The organism is Candidatus Electrothrix sp., assembly GCF_052785085.1.
Window position 1 is genome coordinate 1 of sequence record NZ_JALAAI010000059.1, and the last position, 22,839, is coordinate 22,839.

General features: G+C 47.9%; 21 protein-coding genes. 11 read left to right on the top strand and 10 right to left on the bottom strand.

Annotation, left to right across the window (positions count from 1 at the left end):
* Nucleotides 1–294: 294 nt before the first annotated feature.
* The 4 genes from L2082_RS10735 to L2082_RS10750 form a co-directional block, all read right to left on the bottom strand.
* Nucleotides 295–3,138 carry an ATP-binding protein gene (locus L2082_RS10735; protein WP_446009986.1) on the bottom strand — a complete coding sequence of 948 codons (2,844 nt, stop codon included), beginning with the start codon at nt 3,136–3,138 and terminating at the stop codon, nt 295–297.
* A 13-nt stretch (nt 3,139–3,151) separates the two neighbouring features.
* Nucleotides 3,152–4,060: a hypothetical protein gene (locus L2082_RS10740; RefSeq protein ID WP_446009985.1), complete on the bottom strand. Its 909-nt coding sequence runs from the start codon at nt 4,058–4,060 to the stop codon at nt 3,152–3,154.
* A gap of 8 nt (nt 4,061–4,068) precedes the next feature.
* A complete protein-coding gene (locus L2082_RS10745; RefSeq protein WP_446009984.1) occupies nt 4,069–5,892 on the bottom strand; it encodes a M48 family metalloprotease in 1,824 nt (607 codons plus the stop codon).
* Nucleotides 5,893–5,956: 64 nt separating this feature from the next.
* The gene (locus L2082_RS10750) at nt 5,957–7,138 is read right to left on the bottom strand and encodes an NAD-dependent epimerase/dehydratase family protein (RefSeq protein WP_446011731.1); all 1,182 of its coding nucleotides are present in this window, start codon (nt 7,136–7,138) and stop codon (nt 5,957–5,959) included.
* A gap of 293 nt (nt 7,139–7,431) precedes the next feature.
* Between L2082_RS10750 and L2082_RS10755 the strand changes: the two genes are divergently transcribed.
* The 3 genes from L2082_RS10755 (at nt 7,432) to L2082_RS10765 (ending at nt 10,388) form a co-directional block, all read left to right on the top strand.
* On the top strand, nt 7,432–8,646 hold the full coding sequence (locus tag L2082_RS10755) for an NADP-dependent isocitrate dehydrogenase (RefSeq protein ID WP_446011732.1): 1,215 nt from the start codon (nt 7,432–7,434) through the stop codon (nt 8,644–8,646).
* Between the two features lie 50 nt (nt 8,647–8,696).
* Nucleotides 8,697–9,455 carry a double zinc ribbon domain-containing protein gene (locus L2082_RS10760; RefSeq protein ID WP_446011733.1) on the top strand — a complete coding sequence of 253 codons (759 nt, stop codon included), beginning with the start codon at nt 8,697–8,699 and terminating at the stop codon, nt 9,453–9,455.
* A gap of 210 nt (nt 9,456–9,665) precedes the next feature.
* Entirely contained in the window at nt 9,666–10,388 is a 723-nt protein-coding gene (locus L2082_RS10765; RefSeq protein WP_446011734.1) for a calcium-binding protein, read from the top strand.
* On the opposite strand, the gene L2082_RS10770 is transcribed toward L2082_RS10765, so the two are convergent.
* Nucleotides 10,305–10,970: a hypothetical protein gene (locus tag L2082_RS10770; protein ID WP_446011735.1), complete on the bottom strand. Its 666-nt coding sequence runs from the start codon at nt 10,968–10,970 to the stop codon at nt 10,305–10,307. The two genes, L2082_RS10765 and L2082_RS10770, sit on opposite strands and share 84 nt — an antisense overlap.
* 111 nt (nt 10,971–11,081) lie before the next feature.
* Here L2082_RS10770 and L2082_RS10775 point away from each other — a divergent pair, with 111 nt between their 5' ends.
* A complete protein-coding gene (locus tag L2082_RS10775; protein ID WP_446011736.1) occupies nt 11,082–12,689 on the top strand; it encodes a COR domain-containing protein in 1,608 nt (535 codons plus the stop codon).
* Nucleotides 12,689–13,186, top strand: coding sequence for a hypothetical protein (locus tag L2082_RS10780; RefSeq protein ID WP_446011737.1), 498 nt, complete (start codon nt 12,689–12,691; stop codon nt 13,184–13,186). Before L2082_RS10775 ends, L2082_RS10780 begins: the two co-directional genes overlap by 1 nt.
* Before the next feature lie 43 nt (nt 13,187–13,229).
* Here L2082_RS10780 and L2082_RS10785 read toward each other — a convergent pair whose 3' ends face one another.
* Entirely contained in the window at nt 13,230–13,511 is a 282-nt protein-coding gene (locus L2082_RS10785; RefSeq protein WP_446011738.1) for a ribbon-helix-helix protein, CopG family, read from the bottom strand.
* Between the two features lie 154 nt (nt 13,512–13,665).
* On the opposite strand from L2082_RS10785, the gene L2082_RS10790 reads away from it, so the two are divergent.
* Together L2082_RS10790 and L2082_RS10795 are read left to right on the top strand one after the other, a co-directional pair.
* On the top strand, nt 13,666–13,848 hold the full coding sequence (locus L2082_RS10790; RefSeq protein ID WP_446009808.1) for a hypothetical protein: 183 nt from the start codon (nt 13,666–13,668) through the stop codon (nt 13,846–13,848).
* A 311-nt stretch (nt 13,849–14,159) separates the two neighbouring features.
* The gene (locus L2082_RS10795; protein ID WP_446009806.1) at nt 14,160–14,630 is read left to right on the top strand and encodes a PIN domain protein; all 471 of its coding nucleotides are present in this window, start codon (nt 14,160–14,162) and stop codon (nt 14,628–14,630) included.
* A gap of 194 nt (nt 14,631–14,824) precedes the next feature.
* Here L2082_RS10795 and L2082_RS10800 read toward each other — a convergent pair whose 3' ends face one another.
* Complete coding sequence (locus L2082_RS10800; protein WP_446009805.1) at nt 14,825–15,037, bottom strand: ribbon-helix-helix protein, CopG family; 213 nt, start codon at nt 15,035–15,037, stop codon at nt 14,825–14,827.
* A gap of 154 nt (nt 15,038–15,191) precedes the next feature.
* Here L2082_RS10800 and L2082_RS10805 point away from each other — a divergent pair, with 154 nt between their 5' ends.
* Entirely contained in the window at nt 15,192–15,374 is a 183-nt protein-coding gene (locus L2082_RS10805; protein WP_446009807.1) for a hypothetical protein, read from the top strand.
* Nucleotides 15,375–15,440: 66 nt separating this feature from the next.
* Here L2082_RS10805 and L2082_RS10810 read toward each other — a convergent pair whose 3' ends face one another.
* Complete coding sequence (locus tag L2082_RS10810; RefSeq protein ID WP_446009804.1) at nt 15,441–15,704, bottom strand: DUF2442 domain-containing protein; 264 nt, start codon at nt 15,702–15,704, stop codon at nt 15,441–15,443.
* A gap of 11 nt (nt 15,705–15,715) precedes the next feature.
* A complete protein-coding gene (gene dhiT / locus L2082_RS10815) occupies nt 15,716–15,985 on the bottom strand; it encodes a type II toxin-antitoxin system toxin DhiT (RefSeq protein ID WP_446009803.1) in 270 nt (89 codons plus the stop codon).
* A gap of 300 nt (nt 15,986–16,285) precedes the next feature.
* Between dhiT and L2082_RS10820 the strand changes: the two genes are divergently transcribed.
* Nucleotides 16,286–16,948 carry a hypothetical protein gene (locus L2082_RS10820; RefSeq protein WP_446009802.1) on the top strand — a complete coding sequence of 221 codons (663 nt, stop codon included), beginning with the start codon at nt 16,286–16,288 and terminating at the stop codon, nt 16,946–16,948.
* 167 nt (nt 16,949–17,115) lie between these two features.
* Here L2082_RS10820 and L2082_RS10825 read toward each other — a convergent pair whose 3' ends face one another.
* Entirely contained in the window at nt 17,116–18,564 is a 1,449-nt protein-coding gene (locus L2082_RS10825) for a hypothetical protein (RefSeq protein WP_446009801.1), read from the bottom strand.
* 208 nt (nt 18,565–18,772) lie between these two features.
* Here L2082_RS10825 and ilvD point away from each other — a divergent pair, with 208 nt between their 5' ends.
* On the top strand, nt 18,773–20,605 hold the full coding sequence (ilvD, locus tag L2082_RS10830) for a dihydroxy-acid dehydratase (protein ID WP_446009800.1): 1,833 nt from the start codon (nt 18,773–18,775) through the stop codon (nt 20,603–20,605).
* A 389-nt stretch (nt 20,606–20,994) separates the two neighbouring features.
* Nucleotides 20,995–22,737, top strand: a complete 1,743-nt coding sequence (locus L2082_RS10835; protein WP_446009799.1) for a vWA domain-containing protein — start codon at nt 20,995–20,997, stop codon at nt 22,735–22,737.
* Nucleotides 22,738–22,839: the final 102 nt, after the last annotated feature.

Genomic DNA, 22,839 nt, shown 5'->3' on the forward strand with positions numbered 1-22,839 from the left:
TATAACAGGCCCCTGACATGCTTTTTTTGTAATGGGGTTAATCGTATAATTTTACGATAGAAAAAAAAGGACATTAAGTGGAGATTTGAAACCTTTCTCTGATATTTTGCACTCTTTTCTCAATTTTAAGCCTTTCTTAACTTACTGAATTTCAATCATTTTATCTTTCGATTCAAGAGTACTCTACCATAAACCGAAAATATCCGGTACGCAGATCAACCGTTTTTGAAAAAAGCAAGCCTCATTTTGCCAAATAACCTAAGCGATATCGAATCATTACCCTTTATGTCCATTTTATAGAAAGGCTGTCAGGGGCCTGTATAAGGTGAACCTGGTTCCTTTTCCCTCTTTGCTTTCCAGATGTATTTCGCCCCCCAGAAGCCTTGCAAGATCCCTGGCAATGGAGAGCCCAAGACCAGTACCACCATATTTTCGTGCTGTTCCACCATCGACCTGGCGAAAGGCCTCAAATACAATCCCTTGTTTGGCCTGGGGAATACCAATACCACTGTCCTGGACCGATACAGCAAGAGTCTTTTCCGGAGCAAGATCAGAGCGACGAAAGACAACATCAGGTTGCACCGGAGCAACTGACACAATTACTTCTCCCTGCTCTGTGAATTTCACTGCATTGGAAAGAAAATTATTCAGTATCTGTTCCAAACGTTTTCTATCTGACCTGATATGCTCTGGCACCCCATCTGCAAGATTGAAAAAAAGTGACAACCCCTTCTGTTCAGCCTGCCTTTGAAAAGTTCTCTTCAGTTGAGCCAGGAAATCAGCTACCGGAATATGGTCCTGAACAAGAATCATATGACCTGCTTCAATTTTTGAAAGGTCTAAAATATCATTAATCAGGAAAAGCAATTCATTACCGCTATGACGAATCACTTTGATTGCTTCAATATCCTCTTCTGTCAGATTGCCCTGCTTATTGGACTCCAATGCCTGGGTAAGTATTAACAAGCTATTAAGTGGGGTGCGTAATTCATGAGACATGTTGGCCAAAAACTCTGATTTATACCTGCTGGCCCGGCTCACCTCTTCAGCTTTGCGTTCAATCTCTCTTCTGGAAGCCCGCAATTCCTTATTCACCTGTTCAATGGCCTGCTTTTGCCGATTAAGCGATGTATTCTTTTCCTCAAGCTCTTCATTCGTTGCCACCAGTTGGTCCTGATTTGCCTGCAACTCTTCCTCAGAAGCCTGTAGCCTTTGGGTTTGCTCCTCCAGTTCTTCATTGGAGGCCTGCAATTTCTCTCGCTGAGATTGCAGGGTTGCTGCCTGCTCTTGAGTTATCTGGAGCATTTCCTGCACACGTAAACGGGACTGAGCAGAATGCACAGCAATGCCAACACGCTCCTCCATCTGTTGGAGAAAACTGATCTGCAAATCTGTAAAATGGGTAAACGTACCAAGCTCAATAACAGCCTTGACCTGATTATTATAGAGAAAAGGAGCAACTAACAAGCAAACAGGGTCAGCCGTCCCAAGGGAGGAACACACCTGAAGGTATTGTGCAGGCACCTCATGAAGAACCAATATTTTTTTCTCTACAGCGACCTGCCCTGGTATTCCCTCGCCGTGCTGAAACTCATGGACGCTTTTATTGTTATTTTTATACGCATAACTGGCATAGAGATGCAAGCTGTCCTTATCATCGCTCAGATAGAAAGCACCAACAGCAGCCTCTACATAGGAGGATAAAAAAACAACCACCTTCTTTGCCATCTCTTCAAGGCTCTGCTCGCCGCGCAGTAAATTATCCAACTGTTCACTCCCCTGGGCCAGCCAGGTCTGATCTTCATTTTTCTGCTGATTTTCCCTGATCATCAAGGTCATATTATTCACAGCATTGCCCAACCTGTCCTGCTCTGAAAGCACAGCAACAGACTCTGTATAATTGCCAGCTGAAATCCTGTCTGCCTGGCAGGAAAGATCTTCAAAATACTTTACCATTTTGCCGGTATACTGCATCATCTGGCCGATTTCATCCTTTCCGCTGTACTGTATGTCTTCTCTGTGTTCCACCTGGCCCAGACTCAGTCGCCGTAACTGGCGGTTGATCACAAGCAAGGGGTCAACGAGACCACCAATAACGTAGCGCGTGACCAGAAAAACTATCAATATTGTTGTAAAAAAAATCAGGATAAAAGTCAGGATAAAATGTTGGAGCTGCTGCATAACAACATCCTCATCCATGACTTCAATAAGAATCCAAAAAGTATCTATGGTATAAGGATGGGGATAAATGCGTTCAAAACCGATAATCTTCTGGTCATAGGTAAAGACTCCACTTTCATATTCTTGAATTTTGGCAAATATTTCCGGAAAATCCACCTGAAAACCAGACTGTTCACCCAAGAGATGGGTCCATGCCTTTCCCTGGGGATGATAAAAATACTCTCCAGTTGCAGAAACAAGATATCTCTTCCTGTTTGCCTCAACATTTTTCCCAACCCGTTCCAGAAAAAAATCAGCATAGACGTTTAAGACAGCCACACCATAACGGACATCATTATCGCCAAACACTGGCCGGGCAAAACGGAGTACTGGCACATGAGGTTTTTCAATCTTGCCATGCTCCTCATTCAGATTCATTGCAGAAAGAAAAATTTCTTCACTGCCATTTTTCATTGATTCAAGAAAATAATCACGATGTTGTTTATCCTGCAAGTCTTCCGGCTGAACAGTAGAAACACTATCTGTTTCTTTGTTATACCGTACAGATATCTGCTCAACCCCCTGCGTATTAATAAAACGAAGTTTATGATAATACCCTTTAGAAAGAAGAAAGGAGCGAAAGGTTTCCAGGGTCACGTTTTTCCAGTCACTGGCCTTATAATCAACATCAAGGTCCTGCCAGTACAGGTATTGCTTCATAGCATAAAATGAAGAGACAAAAGAGAGATCACGGGGAATAGCTCGTAATGACTCGGTTATTCCCCTGCTTGTATCACGTACTCCTTGCCCTGCAAGAGTCAATGCCTTATCACGATAGGCTGCTCCGGCATGTTGATAGCCATAATAGCCAACAGTGGTCATAGAAATGATCACGAGTACGTAGCTCAGGAAAAGAATTTTTTTTCCTACACCAAATTGCCCCAACCCGAAAAACGCGCCTACTCGTTTTTCTATCATAGCAACAAACCTATTATAATGATCTTATTTGACGAAGCATCCTTGTGGTCCAGCGGAGGAGCTGATGGACATCGTTCGGTTTTTTTCTTTCGTGGGTAACAGCAGGTGGGGTGACATAATGATTCAGCTCGCTATAGGCCTTAATGGTCTGCAATTCAGCCAAGGCCATACTGACTAAACTAAAAACATCTGAAGGGAAAACCTGTTCTTTTTTTCGAAAAATTGAAAAGTCTGTCTGCTCAATACCGACATTTTTTTGCAAGCGCTGAATTTCAGCTAATAACTCAAAGGTGGCAGCTAAAGAATCTGCTGGCGTTACTTCTTTCTGTTTACCAGGAGGATAGGTCTGGTCACGAATATGTAACATCTTTAGAAGGCTGGCAATATCATCAAACATCCTCATAACTTCAGCAAAGACATAATTGGGATTAATCTCTTCGCGATTAATCACATCAAGCTGATAGGAGATATAATGCAGCCTGTTAAAGACATCAATTGATTGCTTGCCTGTGTATTGCTGCGGCGGGCTGACCTGCTCTGTGATACCCAGCCGTTTTTTTAATATACGCAGTTCTGTCAAGAGACGCTGGCTCTGCTCAAAAACCATGCCAGAAGAAATGCTCAGTTCCGGTTCGATATAATTCGGTTCATTGCGGGGTAAGCCTATTTTTTTACGGAGCACATTGATCTTGACCTGGATAAGATAGCTCTTTTCCCAAACATGTCTGGGACGGAGATTACCTTGATAGATAGCAGCTTTCTTTTCCTGATCAACTCCAAAATAGTGCCGGAGCAGATCAACCTCTTTCTCAATCTGCATAACCTGGCTATAGACCTCCGAGGGAGTGGGCCCCACCAAATCCGCCCGGACCCCACTGGTTACAACAAAAAAGCACAAAAAAATCAAAGATATTTTTGTCATGACACAACTCATTCTGGACGAAGAATATCCCCTTCCCAAGCTTCCTGTTGAAAGGTATCCAGCCTTTCCTGATAATAGGCAATATTCTCCTGATCAATTGCAGCAGCTTTGCGTGTCATCGCAACAGCTTCCTCAATCCTCTTATTGGCCCAAAGGGCGGTGGCAAATGTGTCAAGAATATACCCTTGCTCAGATAAACGGGCAGCTGAGCGGGCAAGCACCAGGGCACGGACAGAATCACGCAGGCTATGGTCTTCTGCTGTCAGCAGGAGCCAAGCCAGATTATTCATCAATTCAGGAGAAACCGGAAGAGACTGGATCGCCTTTTCATAGGCATGGAGAGCTGCTCTTTCCTTGCCACGCTCCAGCATCACATCACCGAGTAATTTTAACCATTGGCTATTGCCTGGATCCTGTTCTATTTTTTCCTCAAATCGTACCTTGGCATAACGAGTTTGGGATTGCTCAGAAAGTTTCTTCGTATCCAGATGGTGTAATGACCAGGTTCCTATACTGATCAGAAAAAAATAGGCAGCAAGACTGCCATACACCTTCCAGTTATGGAGGTGAATATATTTCGGATCATGTCCACACTTTTCAAGGAAATCAATCCGTTCTCCGATCCCAAAATGATGCCAGTTCTTTTTATCACGGATATTACCGCTCATGGCAACAATCTTTTCAAAAGAACGAATCAAGGGAAAAGCGGTCTTTTGTGCGGTAAAAACATGAAGATCAGCCTGTCGCTCAAAATTCCGGATAAAATATCCAAAGAGAAAACGGAAATAAAGCAGCATCAAAACAAAGATACTTGCGGCAACAAAAATATTGAGCAGCGTATCAATGGAGGTCCGGGACCAGCCCAGCACCTGATAAAACCAGTCTGTATTGAGGAAAAAAAGATAAAGCGGCACAAATATGGCATCTGCAAGCAGGCTGAACCCAAAAAAGAGAAAAAGATAGAGAACGAGATGATAGTGCTTCACATGACCGATTTCATGGGCAAGAACCGCTTCCAGCTCTTCCTGCTCCAAAGCCGATAACAACGCAGGAGTCAGGAGGAGATAACGATATCGGGCCACAATCCCCATCACGCCAGCTGTCACTATGCGTCCTTCAAAAAGGGGCCAGTAAAAAATCTTAGCAGAAAAGTTTTGCCGACGGAAAAATCGCTCTATGGACTCACGAAGAGGTCCTGGTTCCATGGGACGACAACCCCAGAGACGAAGTATAAGAGGTGGAAATAATATGATGAGCAGCACCAAAAAAGCCACAAAAACAAACAACTCAGCCCAGATCCCGTTGAGCCAGTTTTTCATCCCGGTAACAGGAACAGTATTCAGCAGATCAAAGAAAAATGACAGAATCAGCCAGGGGAGAATAATCGTCAGGTTGGTTCGTATATTATTGCAAACAAAGTCAAGCCGGGAAACCGAACTGTGAAAAATCCGCTGATACCGAGGCAGGGCCCGCAGCCACATCAGGGTCAAAAAAACAAAAAAGAGGAGCAGGCTAAACAGGTTGGTCAGAGTTGGCCAGGTATTATCCCAGGACAGGGGCTGGGTATAATACTTCAGATCACATGTAAAAAATGAGGTGATGTACAGGGCTGTTGCCAACAGACTTGCTTTCTTTTCCGCAGCAAAATACTGTTGCGAGCTGATGACGCGGTCAGGGCTGAACAGTTTCTTGGCAAAAAGGGAAAAGGCAAAAAGAAGCAGAGCAAACAAGGGAACACCAAGCCAGGGGGAAAGCCAGGTCTGATCTGGTGCAGTGGAAACAGAAATAACAAAGGCCACTGCTAAAAAATAGATGATATTATTATAGATCATTCATACAACCAGGTTTCTTGCCTTTTTTTCTCTAAACTCAACCCGAACCAATTATCCTGCATCTTCATCGCTTTGACAAGTGGGATGACTCCTCATCTGCCGCTTCTACCAACTCTGCAAAAGGTGCTATGGAGTCCTTATGAATGCTCTCTAATAATCCTTCAGGATGATAGAGAAAATCCTCTTCCAGACTATCTGCAAAAAATTCGTTTTTATAACGGGTAATCAAGTTGAGATGTCCCCAACGGGTCAGATAGTAAATAATCAGACTGGGCAATCGGGTGTAGATATCTTCTTCCGGAGCCGGATCAACAGATCGGAAGAGCGCCAACTTTTCTGACGATAAGGTCTGGTGCTGATACATATCTCTCAGAAACATGTACTCGGGCGGCAAACGGGAGACAATACCAAACCAACCGAGAAAATTTGTCAACAGGTCTAAGAAAAATTTCCCGAGCCTGACCAGAGAATAGGGGATATAGACTTCTCTGGGTTTTTTCAGTTCAAGATAGGCCCTGATCTTCAGAATCAACTCATCAAGATAGACAGGATCTTTATCAATAAAATGATAGGTCTGACAGGAAAACTCTTCCCGATGGTTCAAGACATGGTGGACAAAATAGGGGAGTTTATTCGCATTACTGTAGGAATGCTCCACCTTTCTCTTGGTAAAAAGAAAGGGCATGGATTCATCAGCAATACTAAACAACAGGCGGTGGAATCCCTGAATCTTATGATCATGCTCACCATAGACAATCGCAACCCGAACAACGGTGTAGTCCAGTCCCATTGTTTCTCCCATATGCGCCAATGTGGTTTCTGCCATGAGCTTGGATTTGGCATAATTGGTCATCTCAGGGCTCAGCGGGAGACGATTATCCTCTGTAATATTTTTTCCATGGGGCAGAACAGCAGCAGAACTCATGTGAATATAGGAAATATTCAATGCTGAACAGGCACGGGCCATATTCACCGTTCCAAGATAGTTGGTTTCAAAGGCCAGTTGGGCATCTGAATCCAGGGAGGCCATTGCCGCATTAATAACAAAATCCGGCCGTACCCTCTTGAGGTAGGAAACAATATCCTGCGAATTCCTGATAGAGAGTTTCTTGGAACTCGGGGCCCGGATATCAAACTCTTCTGGGGTCTTGGACTTAAAATAATGGGCAAGGGTACCGCCGATCAACCCGGACCCGCCAATAAGTACGCCGAGACGACGTTGTTTTTTCTCTGATTCCTGCGTCATTGCGTCTCAAGTTCAGTTGGAAGGATTAATTTCGCACAATATTGTTACATTACCAACATATATCGTATATAGCATAGATACTTCTAAAAATCATCTTTTTTCCAAAACATAACCATGCTGTATTATTGACGAGGCAGAAGTAATCGGCTATTCTGTCGGTCTTTCTTGCTTTCAAAATTTGACTTATGGTAGTGTAAGCGCAAAAAATGGTATGTCTTTGTACCTTGTTGCGGAGTATCACCTGACGAAACTGTCTTACAACTTTTTAGATATAGAAAACCTTCGGAGGAACAATGAGTAAAATACACGTAAAAAACCCCATTGTCGAGCTTGACGGCGACGAGATGACCCGCATCATCTGGGCCTTTATCAAGGAAAAACTGATCCTGCCCTATCTGGACGTTGACCTGAAATACTATGATCTGTCAGTCCAGAAACGGGACGAGACCAACGACCAGATCACTGTGGATGCGGCCAATGCAATCAAGGAGCATAGGATTGGGGTTAAATGTGCCACCATCACCCCGGACGAGGGTCGGGTGGAGGAATTCGACCTGAAGGAAATGTGGAAATCGCCCAACGGCACTATCCGAAATATCATCGGTGGAACCGTATTCCGTCAGCCCATTATCTGCGAAAATATCCCCAGACTGGTTCCTGGCTGGACTAAGCCCATTGTTATTGGTCGTCATGCCTTTGGTGATCAGTACCGGGCCACCGACTTTCTCATCCCCGGCCCTGGCAAGCTGACCATGAAATTCGAGCCTGCTGATGGCAGCGAACCCATTGAACACGAGGTCTTTGACTTCCCGTCTTCCGGCTGCACAATGGGTATGTACAATCTGGATGACTCCATCCGGGGCTTTGCCCGTTCCTGCATGAACTACGGCCTCAACCTGGGCTGGCCCGTGTATCTGTCCACCAAAAACACCATCATGAAAAAATACGATGGTCGTTTTAAGGATCTGTTTGAGGAGGTTTTTGAGGCAGAATTTGCTGATAAATTTGCCAAGGCAGGTATCACCTATGAGCATCGCCTGATTGATGATATGGTTGCTGCTGCCCTGAAATGGGAAGGCGGCTTTGTCTGGGCCTGTAAAAACTATGATGGTGATGTCCAATCTGATACCGTTGCGCAGGGCTTTGGTTCTTTGGGCCTGATGACCTCTGTCCTGATGACCGAAGACGGCCAGACCGTAGAGGCCGAGGCAGCGCACGGCACCGTGACCCGTCATTATCGGGAGCACCAGAAGGGCAATGCCACGTCCACCAATCCCATTGCCTCCATCTTTGCCTGGACCCGTGGCCTGAGCTATCGTGGTACTTTTGACAATACCCCGGATGTGGTTAAATTCGCTGAAACCCTGGAGCGAGTCTGTGTGGAAACCGTGGAGTCAGGACACATGACCAAGGATCTGGCCCTGCTGGTGGGCGGAGATCAAGGCTGGCTGACCACGGAAGAATTCCTGGCAAAGCTGGACGAGAATCTTCAGGCGGCGATGGCCTGATTTTCTCAGGATTGATTTGACCTCTCCGTCAATTGATCCCTTCAGAGGCCATGTCCTTCCTCCACAAAGGCATACTGGCTCTGCAAGAGCTGCTCTTCCCAGCCCGCTGCCTGGGCTGCACAGAGCAGCTTTCTTCTTCCCACCCTCCCCTGCTCTGCCTGAATTGCCATCATGATGCCAGCGAAATTTTGCCCCCCTTTTGTACCTGCTGTGGCACACCTCTCTATCTCGGTGACAATCATCTCTGCCTCAGCTGCCTGGAAAAGCCCCTTATCCTGACTAAGGCCCGGTCCAGCTTTCTTTATCAGGAACCCATCAGCATACTGGTGCGCCAACTCAAATTCAAGGGCAATCTCACCGGGCTCGCCTCCCTTGCTGCCTTAACAAAAAAAACAGCAGCCTTTACAGATCTCAATCCACCAGATCTTATCCTCCCTGTCCCCCTCCATATCAAACGATTACGAGAGCGAGGATTCAACCAATCTCAACTTCTGGCCCAGGTCTGCTTTTCTCAGTGGCAGGATAAAATCCGTTTTGACCTGCTGAAACGGCAACGAGCAACGGTTCCTCAAACCCGGCTCAGTGGCAAGGCCCGACGTCATAATCTGCACCAGGCCTTTTGTCTTGAAAAACCTAACGAGATCTCAGGAAAAAACATTCTCTTGGTGGATGATGTTTTCACAACCGGCTCCACCCTCCATGAATGCGCCAAGGTGCTGCTGGCTGCCGGGGCTGCTGAGGTTGCGGCCTTTACGGTGGCAAGGGGCGGGGTTGCCGGAATCAAGATGGCCCATAACACTGAAGTTTAAAAAACGGAATATTCTCCCTCTTGCTCCCTGCTGCTGACAGGTGTACTATGCAGCTGTTACCGAAAAAACAAGATCATCATGATGATACAGGGACTGCCATGCCAAACACGCAACGATGATTTATTGCTGCAGTGGGGAATCCATTCCCTCTTTCTTGACATCAATCCAACCCAGCTCAACATATTAAAATATTGTTCAAAAGGAATTGTTATGGCACAAAGAAAACTCCAAATAGGTGACTCTGTCGTTGTAAAACCAAATGTTGAAGAACTTGATTTAAATATCAACATCGGCGGATGGCAGGGACGGGTTGCTGAAATTGAGGAAGAAGACGGCTTGATTGGGATAGATTGGGATAGCCTGAGTCTCAAGCAGCTATCTGATAAGACGATTGTTTACTGTGAAATAGAAGGGTTGGACTGGGCCAGAGTGTATCTTGCACCAGAAGATATTGAACAGACAACGACCAGAGATAGTGTGGATGATGTCGTAAAAGCAATTGAAGATATTGAAAGCAAGCATGATTTTAATTGGATAGATGAAGAATCTGATGAGTCAGAGGAAATAGACAGGAGGATACAGGACATCTTAGATGGCGCTGAAGATGAGAGTGAAGAGGCAGCCTATGAGGTATGGCAGGAGTATCTTGAGGATGAGCTGGAATTTCCCTTTGAGGCAGAGATTGTTGAGTGTCAAGAGGAGGGGCCGTTACAAGAAGGAGATCAGGTAACGGTAGTGGGTATTTATGAAGATGACGAAGAAGAATATGATGTTTTTGATGATGATATTGATGATCTCTATGGAATACTTGTGTTGTTGCGACATGGACGTAAGAAGTATGAATTTCCGTTATGTGATTTGGAAGTGCTGGATAAATCCTCGTCCAACTATCAGCCAGTAAATGACTATGGTGTTTGGTTTGCAAATCGATAAGGTATTGCGATTCATTGCACTTTTAACGTTGCGTCCCTCCGGGATATCCTTTTTGGCCTGAAGAGCAATCCCCTTGTGACGCATGACGATCCCCAAGGGGCGCAAAGCGATCCCCTTGTGACGCATGACTATCCCCAAAGGGCGAAAGGCAATCCCCCTGTGACGCATGACGATCCCCAAGGGGCGAAGGGCAATCCCCTTGTGACGCACGATGATCCCCAAGGGGCGAAAGGTAATCCCCTTGTGACGCATGATGATCCCCAAGGGGCGAAGGGCAATCCCCTTGTGACGCACGATGATCCCCAAGGGGCGAAGGGCAATCCCCTTGTGACGCATGACCATCCCCAAGGGGCGAAAGGCAATCCCCCTGTGACGGACGAGTGAGGGACATAAGATATCAATACGATTGAGGTCATAGGTTATGACGGGTGAAGAGCTGTTGCAGGTGATAGAGGAAGCTAGAGCAAGTGGAGCAACAGTGCTTGATTTGAGCTTTAAGGAGTTAACAGCGATTCCCGGTTTGAATGAACTTAACAAGCTGAAATAATGAAAACAAGACTGGAAAAAGTTTACGAAAGACATTTCTGTCATACTGATTTTAAGAAATTAGCCGTTTTCGATCTTTTCTTACGAGATCAGTATTTTGCAAAAAGCTTTCGCAATCTATTTTTTACCGTTTTTAACCATTACAAGATGTTAAGGTGTTTTGGGTCGGGAATAGCTGAGGAGTTAACTACCCTGCCACCAGAGATTAGTCAGTTGAACAACCTGACCATGCTTGGCCTCTGGGGCAATCGGCTTACTACCCTACCAATGGAGATTAGCCTGCTGAACGATTTGACCAAGCTTTACCTCAGTGGCAATCGCCTCACAGAGCTGCCACCAGAGTTTATCCAGTTGAACAATCTGACTAAGCTTTACCTTAGTGGCAATCGCCTCACAATCCTACCAACAGAGATTACTCTGTTGAACAACCTGACCACACTTGACCTTAGTTACAATCAACTCACAAAGCTGCCACCAGAGATTAACCATCTTAATAATTTGGAAAGACTTGACCTTAAAGGCAACCCTCTCACATTTCCACCTATAGAGATCGCCGAACAAGGCATTGAGGCAATCAGGGAGTATTTCACTGCCTTGCAAAACCCTTTAAATGTTCGACCACCAGGCGATGCGCCACCGCGTAAAAAAGACCAACCTCTCAACCAAGTCAAACTCCTCCTTGTCGGCGAAGGAGCAGCAGGCAAGACCTCGCTGGTCAAGCAGCTCTTTGACGAGGACTTCGACACCCACGAAGACACCACCCACGGCATTAGCATCCGCAACTGGAAGGTGGAAGAAAACGGAGATACACCCCTGCGTGTCAACATCTGGGACTTCGGCGGTCAGGAAATCATGCACGCCACGCATCAGTTCTTCCTCTCCCGACGCAGTCTCTACGTCTTGGTACTTGACGGTCGCCGGGACGAACGCCCGGAGTACTGGCTCCGCCATATTGAGAGCTTCGGCGGTGACTCGCCGATCTTAGTCATTCTCAACAAGCACGACAGCAACCCCTCCTTTGATGTCAACCGCCCCTTCCTGATGCAGAAGTACCCAGCCATCAAAGGCTTTTTCCGCACCTCTTGCGCAAATGGTAAAGGCATTGCCCGCTTTCGTAAGGCCCTGCTCAAGGAACTCGCCAAGGTAGAGATGATAGGCATCCGCTGGCCCGGTAGCTGGTTCCGGGTTAAGGAGCGCATTGAGGAGCTGAATCGACCTTACATCAGCAGCGAGGAGTATTGCGATCTCTGTACTGAAGCAGGCATCAGCGAACCGCAGAGCCGGGAGGTGCTGGTGGACTTTCTCCATGATTTAGGCGCAGCTGTCCATTTCAGCGACTTTGTCCTCAAGGCCATGCATGTGCTTGACCCGGTTTGGATCACCGAGGCCGTCTATAAAATCATCAATGCTGAAGAGGTGGCGGACGCCCGAGGCACCCTGGGGCTGAACAGCCTGGGAAATATCCTGCCCTATACCAAGGACGAAAAGCTCTCCTGGCCCGAAGCCACCCATGTCTTTATCCTGGAGCTGATGAAGAAATTTGAGCTGTGCTGGAGCCTTGGTGAGCAGGCAGTTCTTATCCCTCAACTCCTGCCGATAGCCGAACCCAAGTTCAGCTTTGACTATGAAAATGCCTTGGGCTTTGTCCTCCAGTACCAAGACTTCTTGCCGCCCTCAGTCATGCCCCGTTTTCTGGTCAAGCGGCACGGACGCACGGACAGATCAAGGACTGCCTCTGCTGGCGCACCGGGGTAGTGCTGGAGGATAAGGAAAGTGGTACTGAGGCCGTGGTCAAGGCGGATCATGAGGCGCGGCGTATCTACCTCTGGACACATGGTCCGCACCGCAAAGAATTCCTGTCCTTTCTCTGGTTCTCCCTGCGAGCGATCAATGACAGCTTTGAAAAGCTCAAGGTCAGTGAGCGTATTCCCATGCCTGATGATCCCGCTGTCACGGCTGATTACCAGACCCTGCTGGATAATGTGGAAGACAGGATTGAACGCTACCGCCCCGACGGAGCAAAACGGGCCTATAACGTGCATGAGTTGCTGGGGCTTGTCGAACCGAGCGGAAAAGATGAGCAAATAGAACTGCTGCGAATGATCAAGGCGCAGATGGATGAGAAGGACTCTGGAGCCGAAACGGTCAACAATCTCTTGGAACTGAAACCAAATATAGCAGGGGTCGGGGTAAACCTTAATGAACTCTTCGCAAGAGTCCTTGGCCGGGAAAAGCAAAAGCGCAGATCATAACCCAAAAGGTGAACGTGCAATCCATACCCCAACGGGGTTATATCTACAAGCTCGGGGTAACACCCCGAGCAACCACCCCGACTTCATTCTCATCACACTGCGCATTCCGCATTGATCGGGCAATATTCTCTTCTTCCTCTGTCGGCCCGTCCTTATACGCCTCATTCAGTTGCTCAAGCAGGCGTTGATTCTTCCGTCTTTCCATGAACTCAAGCAATGCCAGCCTGATCACCCTGCTTCTGGACGTATTCAGGTCACGAGCCGTCTCTTTGACTTCATTGAACAGATGTTCATCCAAGGAAATCGCTGTTTTTATCCCGGACATACTTTCTTTCCTCGTAAGATCGTATTAATATGCTTCCTCTTATTATGATGCAGCTTCATATCGCTGTCAACACCTTTGACCGCAGAGCGAAGACACTGCCTGCACCCGGAAAATAATGCAACCAATGCAATGGTAAAAAAACAGGAGAAGCAACATGGCAATTCCCCTTCGCAGCAATGAAACAACCCAGGGCAGAAGAATGGCCGGAGGACGCACCCTGTGGCGGGCCAACGGCATGACCGAAGAACAGATGGGCAAACCCATCATTGCGGTGGTGAACGGATCCGCGAATTTATCGAACCGTAGATTACTATCCTTGGTATCACCTTCAATATGAAGGGATTCTACGATAAGCTTTTGGCTTGGGATAAACAGAAACGCAGGCAGGGCAGATAAAACTCACCAGTGACTTTCAGAAGGAAGAGACTGAGATCAAGGCTGCGGATGTGCCTGTGACTCTGCCTCCGCTGCGGGTCGCAGGCCAACAGACCACTGCTTTGCAGTGAAACCGCTTTGCCCGGCGACAGCTTTGACAAACACGCTGACTGCTGATAACATAAAAAGAATCTATGCCTGCTCCCTTATGGGCGGTGTTTGACCGACCGTGAAAGTTGTTTCAAACAGATTCAAATGTCTTGAGTTCATCTGATGAAAATACAACGCATCTATACTGACACATCTGTCATCGGAGGATGTTTTGACTCCGAATTCACCAAATGGTCCAACGGGCTGATGCAGGATTTCAGGCTCGGCACGTTTAAACCGTTGCTGTCGGAGATAGTTTCAGCCGAAATAGAAAACGCTCCTGCTCCGGTGCAGGAACTCTATCAGGAACTGCTCGCTCTGCATTCAGCAGAACTGATCAGTGTGACGGAAGAAATGGTTGAGCTGGCTGACGGTTATCAGCAACATAACATCCTGACACCGAAATATTATGATGACGGGCTGCATATCGCCATTGCAACCGTAACGGAAGCCGACCTGCTGGTCAGTTGGAATTTTAAGCACATCGTTCGGGCGGAGAAAATTCGCCTGTTCAATGCGGTCAACCTTGAAAACGGTTACAGAACCGTACAGATATATTCGCCGAGAGAGGTAACGGTTTATGGAGCAGATTAATATTAAGACAGTTGAAATGGTAAGGAAGATACGTGATGCTCATTACGAAAAGATGAAGGATAAATCGTATCAGGAACGGGTACTTTTTTACCGTGAAAAAGCCGCCAGGCTGCACGATAAATTGTTCTCCGGCAAAAAGTAAATCCACCTGAAACCCGCAGGCGGTGACCTGCGGTACGCCCTTCCAGAATCCTTTACCGGGCAATATTCTCTTCTTCCTCTGTCGGCCCGTCCTTATATGCCTCATTCAGTTGATCAAGCAGACGTTGATTCTTCCGTCGTTCCATAAACTCAAGCAATGCCTGCCTGATCACACCGCTTCTGGACGTATTCAGGTCACGAGCCGTCTCTTTGACTTCATTGAACAGATGTTCATCCAAGGAAATAGCTGTTTTTATCCCGGACATACTTTCTTTCCTCGTAAGATCGTATTAATATGCTTCCTCTTATTATGATGCAGCTTCATATCGCTGTCAACACCTTTGACCGCAGAGAGAAGACACTGCCTGCACCCGGAAAATAATGCAACCAATGCAATGGTAAAAAAACAGGAGAAGTAACATGGCAATTCCCCTTCGCAGCAATGAAACAACCCAGGGCAGAAGAATGACCGGAGGACGCACCCTGTGGCGGGCCAACGGCATGACCGAGGAACAGATCGGCAAACCCATCATCGCAGTGGTGAACGGATCCGCAAATTTATCGAACCGCAGATTACTATCCTTGGTATCACCTTCAATATGAAGGGGTTCTACGATAAGCTTTTGGCTTGGGATAAACAGAGGCGCAGGCAGGGCAGATGAAACATATTTACGCCGCTGTCTCCAACTTGTTTTCACCCTGAGAATTCTCAATATCCCAAATGATCGTGTCGGAACTGAAGTCCTGCTCGTTCGGCCACATGATGCCGCGATGAGCGGGACGGACAAGTTGAAAGTATGTTTCGTCTCTGAGTTCCCTGAATGCGCTTCCGTTTAGATAGGGTTTCACATCAAATATCCCGGAGACTCCGCTTTCGGTGAGGATTTCTATTTTGTAATCTTTCATTGGAACGGCTTTAATAATAGTATCCATCTCTTCCTCTGTTATCTTAAAGGATCAATTCTGAAAATAGGTTCACCGGCAACGGCCAGCTTCCAATCGGCCAGCAGGTCTTCTCTATGGATTTCCATCCATGCCTGGACTAATTTCATTTTTTGTTTCGGAAGGCTCCCGGCGAGAACTGAGCCGTCTTCAATGGCAACCGTGACATGATGTTCTCCATATTCCGCATGAATATGTGGAACGCTGTGCTTTTTGTTATCATAAAAATACATCAGAATCAGTATGCCATAGAACATTGATATTGTCGGCATGTATCTCCCCCCTACATTATGAAAAACAGGAATCAATGTCGGCTTTCAGGATTTTTATCCCCGACATACTTTCTTTCCTCGTAAGATCGTATTACTATGCTTCCTCTTATTATGATGTAGCTTCATATCGCTGTCAACACCTTTGACCGCAGAGAGAAGACACTGCCTGCACCCGGAAAACAATGCAACTAATGCTGGGTTTGCCGGGAACTTACCGGTGAGTTTGAAAAAAACTCCCCGCACAAGAAGGCAGGATCGGCCTGAATCAAGAAATTCCAACCTCAACAGAACAAACAGAATATGGCATTAAATCAGAAAAGACTGCAAAAGAAAAAGGACAAACAGGCCGCAAAAAGCAAGGCCCGTAAAGCAGCACAAAAAAAACAGGGCCTGACAGGTGCGTTTAACCATTACCGGGCAATGCATCTAGCCTTGAGTGCTCCAATCTTTGAATGCTGGGAGGCAGGGCAGCTTTTTGACCCGCAGAACGACGTAGGTATCGGGCCAGTCGTTATCACTCGAAAAACAACCAATGGCGATATCCTTGCAAGCGTTTTTCTTGTGGACGTCTATTGTCTTGGCATCAAAGACAGCTTTCTCAGAATGTTTAACGAAGAAACCTATCCTTCTTTTATGAAAAAAATTAACGAACAAGGGGGCTTTAAAAAAATCCATCCCACCTGCGCCAGAAAACTTGTTGAAGGAGCAGGAAAATATGCCGCAGGCCTGGGTCTTTCACCGCATAAGGACTACCGGGAGGCGAAAAAAATCTTTGGTGACATCGACAGTGCAGCCTGTCCACGTTCGTTTGAGTTTGGCAAAGATGGTATGCCCTTTTATATTGCTGGACCCTATGATAAACCGAAATTCATAAAAAACGTGCTGACCAAACTGAAAAAAAACTGTGGCCCAGATGGATATCATTATGTTGCTTATGCGGAAGAAGAAGACTTTTTTATATAACCAGGAAAGCAGAGCTTCCGATTTGAGCGAATTGAGGTAATGCAGGGGCGACCAGCCGGTCGCCACCCCCTTGTATCAATGACAGGGCAACCGCCGGTTGCCCCCTGCACACCCCCTTGCCGCTTCTTCAAAGAAAGCAAGGGCTGGCAATAAAGACTGAAGAATAACTACTTTAGTAGCAGCATCAACTGTGGAACAATATTGACATTGCCGCCATTAATAGCCACCTGAAACCCATCTGAAGTAGCAGACACCACCTTTACCGTAATACCATTGGTCGTATCAGTAAACGTTTCCCCAACTGTCCACATTGCACCATCATCACCGGTAGCTCCGTTCCCGTCTGAATCAACCACATAAGCTGGACGTAAACGAGTTGTATCTACCTCGTGAATAATAACTGCGTTGCCGGGCAACTTCACATCGTATCCGCTTCTTTTGCGAACCTCCACTGTATAGAAATGAGTGGAAGAGCCATCAATAGGGATCTGAACCATCCTGTAGTTTGTCGTTGAAGCCAAGGCCAGCTGGTCCAACGTAAGAAGAGCACCGCTCCCGTCACTCACAAATTTCTGCGAGGCGGGAATCCAGCCCAATCTATCTTTATGATAGGCAATAGTGTGCTGCCCGAGACAACCATACGTTGCATGGGTTGAATTGCTGCAATTAGCCCATGAATCACTCATCACATCCCATATGTTATCATAGGTTTTCCCGTAGGCACCAGAGGAATGTGGCAGGCCAAATCCATGCCCCATTTCGTGAGCAATAACAGTAACAGAAGAGTATCCCCATGGTGGTTCCCAAGTCACACTCCAGCTTTTGCTCACTCCGTCTAAGGTCATGTAACCGCCCCCACCCCAAGCAAACCCATTATCGAAATTTGTATTAAACATCATATTAATCCCCTCGTAGAGAGAAAAATTCACGCTAGGGTCTGCAGCAGCAATGCAGTCAGCAGCCAGCAAATTAAGATCGGTTCCTCCTTGGGTATCTGTCGGGTTATAATATGATTCCGGCCTGGGTAAGGTAAACCAGCCGTAGGCAGTACTGCCTGCAATATCAATCGTATTGTACGACACCTCACGCCAGTAATGATCCATGCCAGGGTATACCTTTGCGTACATATTCTTAAAATAGGCAAGATTTTTAGGCTCATCCGCATGATCGGAAAACTTGCACATAATAGACACCCAGGGTTTGGAACCAGCAACAAGCGGGGCAGCACTCTGTTGCATCTTAGACTCCAGGGAAGACGCAGAGGGAAGGAGCTGCACAGAGTTCACCTTGAAAACCGCAGTTCCATTCTGACTGAAAGAAGATACCCCCCAATCCCCCTCCACCTCGACATCTTTCTTATTGAATGATAGTACTCCACCCAGTGACTGCTCAAGTTCCTCATCAATACCTAATAAGGTAACAACATGACCAGAACGGTCTGTAAGGGTATACCGGATTGCTTCCACACCAGAACCGGGGTAACCATCCCCCCAAAGGATGGAGAATCGACCGGTAAGACTATCTGCTGCCTGAGAGAACGCGGCAACAGTTAAGAATCCCAAGAACGTGGCCGATACAACTGCCCAGAACGCTACAAATCTTCTTTTTATATTCATTGTTTTCTCCAAATATGATATTTTATACTGTCTATCCAAAACGACACGATTACTTTCTGAAAACAGACAAGGTATTTGTGCAACAAACAGGACAAATCGGCTCTTCATAAGCATGTTCAACAAAGATGGGGAACCGGAATGCAGATTGTGAGTTTGACAGAAACTCACAAGTATGTTCAGCAAGATATTTTACCACAGGAGAAGCAACATGGCAATTCCCCTTCGCAGCAATGAAACAACCCAAGGCAGAAGAATGGCCGGTGCCCGTGCCCTGTGGCGGGCCAACGGCATGACCGAGGAACAGATCGGCAAACCTATTATCGCAGTGGTTAACTCCTTCACCCAGATGGTGCCGGGGCATGTGCATCTGCACGAGATCGGCCAGCAAGTGAAAAAACAGATTGAAGCACAGGGCTGCTTTGCCGCCGAATTCAACACCATCGCCATTGACGACGGCATTGCCATGGGCCACGACGGGATGCTCTACTCCTTGCCCTCCCGCGAGCTGATCGCCGACTCGGTGGAGTACATGTGCAACGCCCACAAGGTGGATGCCATGATCTGCATCAGCAATTGCGACAAGATCACGCCGGGGATGTTGATGGCTGCCATGCGCCTGAACATCCCGTCGGTCTTTGTCTCCGGCGGGCCGATGGAGGCGGGTCGGATCAAGGGACAGGAGCGCGGTTACGACCTGATTGATGCAATGGTCATGGCAGGCGACCAGGCGGTCTCGGACGAGGAAATCGCAGCAGTGGAACAGGCGGCCTGCCCCACCTGCGGGTCCTGCTCCGGCATGTTCACAGCCAATTCCATGAACTGCCTGACCGAGGCCCTGGGACTATCCTTGCCCGGCAACGGCACCGTGGTGGCCACCCACACCAATCGCCTTGCCCTGTTCGAGCAGGCAGCCGCCCGTATCGTGGCGATGTGCGAGGTTTGGTACGAAAAAGAAGACGCTTCGGTTCTGCCCCGCTCCATTGCCGCCAAGGCCGCCTTTAACAACGCAATGGCCCTGGATATCGCCATGGGCGGGTCCACCAACACCGTGCTCCATATCCTGGCAATTGCTCATGAGGCCGGGGTGGATTTCACTATGCAGGACATTGATGCCCTGTCCCGCAAGGTGCCCAATCTCTGCAAGGTGGCTCCTTCTTCTCCGTATCATGTGGAGGATGTCAACCGGGCAGGCGGCATTCTGGGAATTCTCGGCGAGCTTGACCGGGCCGGACTCCTGGACACGGCAGTCAGCCGGGCCGACGGTCTGACCCTTGCTCAGGCTTTGGATCAATATGATATTATGCGGGAGACCGCCACGGAGACCGCCCGCAGTCTCTATGCCAGTGCGCCGGGCAATCAGGGCCGCAATTTGGTCATGGGATCACAGGATACCATGTATGATGCCTTGGATACGGATCGGGAAACAGGCTGCATCCGGGGTGCGGATCATGCCTACTCCAAAGACGGCGGACTGGCTGTGCTGTACGGCAACATTGCCGAGAACGGCTGTATTGTCAAGACCGCCGGAGTTGACCCGTCCATCCTTCATTTTCAGGGCAAGGCCAAGGTCTATCATTCTCAGGAGGCTGCCTGCGAGGGCATTCTGGCCGGGGAAATTACAGCCGGTGATGTGGTCTTTATCCTCTACGAGGGGCCAAAGGGCGGGCCGGGGATGCAGGAGATGCTCTACCCCACCTCCTACCTCAAGTCCATGCACCTGGGTGCGGAATGCGCTCTGGTCACGGACGGACGTTTTTCCGGCGGTACAGCCGGTCTGTCCATCGGCCATGTTTCCCCGGAAGCAGCGGGCGGCGGAACCATCGGCCTGGTTCGGGACGGTGACCCCATTGATATCAACATCCCGGAACGAAGCATCAGCCTTCAGGTGAGCGAGGAAGAGCTTGCTCAACGTCGCAAGGAGGAAGAGGTACGCGGCGATGCCGCCTTTACGCCGGATCGGGAACGAAACGTGCCCAAATCCTTGCAGGTCTATGCCCGTTTCGCAGCCTCAGCAGATAAGGGTGCGGTGCGGATGCTGTAGGGGCCGCTTTTTTTGGGTGCAGGGCAGAAACGCCCTTACAACGGGATGACATGAAACCCTGAGATATTAGGATTTCCGGTAGGGGCAACGGCGCGCCGTGCCCCTGCACCATATCCATCACCCGAAGAAACGATCCAGTTCCGCAACGCCGTGACCTCTTTGTTTCCTCATGCTTCTCTGCTGCTCTTTTATGTCAGCCTTCACCATGGGATTCCTTTGCACAGAGCCTGCTCAAGGAATATATCCAAATGTATTGCCGTTTTTTTTATCATCGTGTAATGAGTAGAACGAAGTTTAATGCATATATTATTGCACACCTCGAAAATAGAAAAACAAAGCAACCAAGAACTCATTTTTGTAACCGGCAAACCAACAAACAGGAGTCCGTCATGAACATCAGAACAATCATTCCCCTGATCCTCTTTTTCACCCTGACCGCGTGTTCCGAGTCTCCCCGAAAAGATGCTGAGGTCAAAGAAACAACACAGCAGGTAACCTCTGATCTCAAGGCGGAAACAGATAAAAATGACGCAGCTGAAGTAACGCAAACCACCACATCAGCAACTCCACCTGCCAATTACGAGCCTCCCCAAGAAGAGCAAAAAAGGAAAAAGGAAAATGTTGTCGATATGATGGACGAGGATACAGTAGGTATGATAATGACTAAAGCTCCAGACAGAGCCATGTCCATCGCGAAGAGAGCCCCCGCTCCACCTACCCCTCCACCTGCGGCCGAATGGAACACAGAATCCTATAATGCGGTGACTGAAAACGGTTTCATCAGCACAAACAATGATCCCCTGTCCACCTTTTCCATTGACGTGGATACGGCCTCGTACAGCAATGTACGCCGTTTTATCAACGAAGGCAGCCTCCCGGTCAAAGGAGCTGTGCGCATTGAAGAGCTGATTAATTATTTTTCCTATGATTACCAAGAACCAGACAACGAACACCCCTTTTCTGTAACAACAGAAGTTGGCCCCAGTCCCTGGAATGACAGCCGCAAGCTGGTGCGGATCGGACTCAAGGCAAAGGATATTGATAAAAAAGATCTGCCGCCATCAAACCTGGTCTTCCTGATTGACGTCTCTGGTTCCATGTCTGCACCGAATAAACTCCCCCTGTTGCAGACATCCTTGAAAATGCTGGTCAGGCAGCTGGGGGAAAATGACCGCATTTCCCTGGTGGTCTATGCTGGCAATGACCATGTTGTGCTCTCCCCTACTGCTGGCTCGGAACAACAGAAAATCATCACAGCTATTGACTCCCTGGGTGCTGGCGGCTCAACCCATGCCTCCAGTGGCATTGTGACAGCCTATCAACTGGCAGAACAGGCCTTTCTTCCCAACGGTAATAACCGGATAATCCTTGCCTCAGACGGTGATTTTAATGTAGGGGTCACCAGTCGTGGTGAACTCCAGAAACTGATTGAGGAAAAACGGAAATCCGGTGTCTATCTGACCGCCCTTGGCTTTGGCATGGGAAACTATCATGACGACACCATGGAAATCCTTGCTGATAAGGGCAACGGGAATTATGCCTATATTGACAGCCTGCTGGAGGCCAAAAAGGTCATGGTCAAGGAGATGAGTGGCACCCTTTTTGCTTTGGCAACGGATGTTAAAATCCAGGTAGAGTTCAACCCGGCAAAGGTCGGAGCCTACCGGCTCATTGGCTATGAAAACCGTGCCCTTGCTGATGAAGACTTTAACGATGATACAAAAGACGCTGGTGAAATCGGGGTCGGCCACAGGGTCACAGCTCTGTATGAGCTGATCCCGGTTGGAGCGACTGGTCAGCCCTCAGTTGATCCGCTCAAGTACCAGAAAAACGAACCGACTTCTGCAAGCCAATATACTGACGAGCTGATGACTGTCAAACTTCGCTATAAACCGCTGAAAAAGGAGGAATCTGTCCTGCGCAGTACCGTGGTCAAAGACAATGATCTTCCTCTGGAGGATACCAGCAATGATTTCCGTTTTGCCACTGCTGTTGCTGGCTTTGGCATGTTGCTCAGTGATTCCCAGCATGCAGACGGTGCAACCTGGGCACAGACTCTCAGGCTTGCCAAGGGAGCAAAGGGCCAGGATGAAGAGGGGTATCGGGCTAATGGCACGACCTTAAGTGGTTGACCACAGGATTACGCCGTTTGTCTTCTTGGTACTGTCAAACGAGGGTAGGCCTTTGGACGACGCTTCACAGCCCGCGGTTCACTGCGACCTGGTCTATTTCCT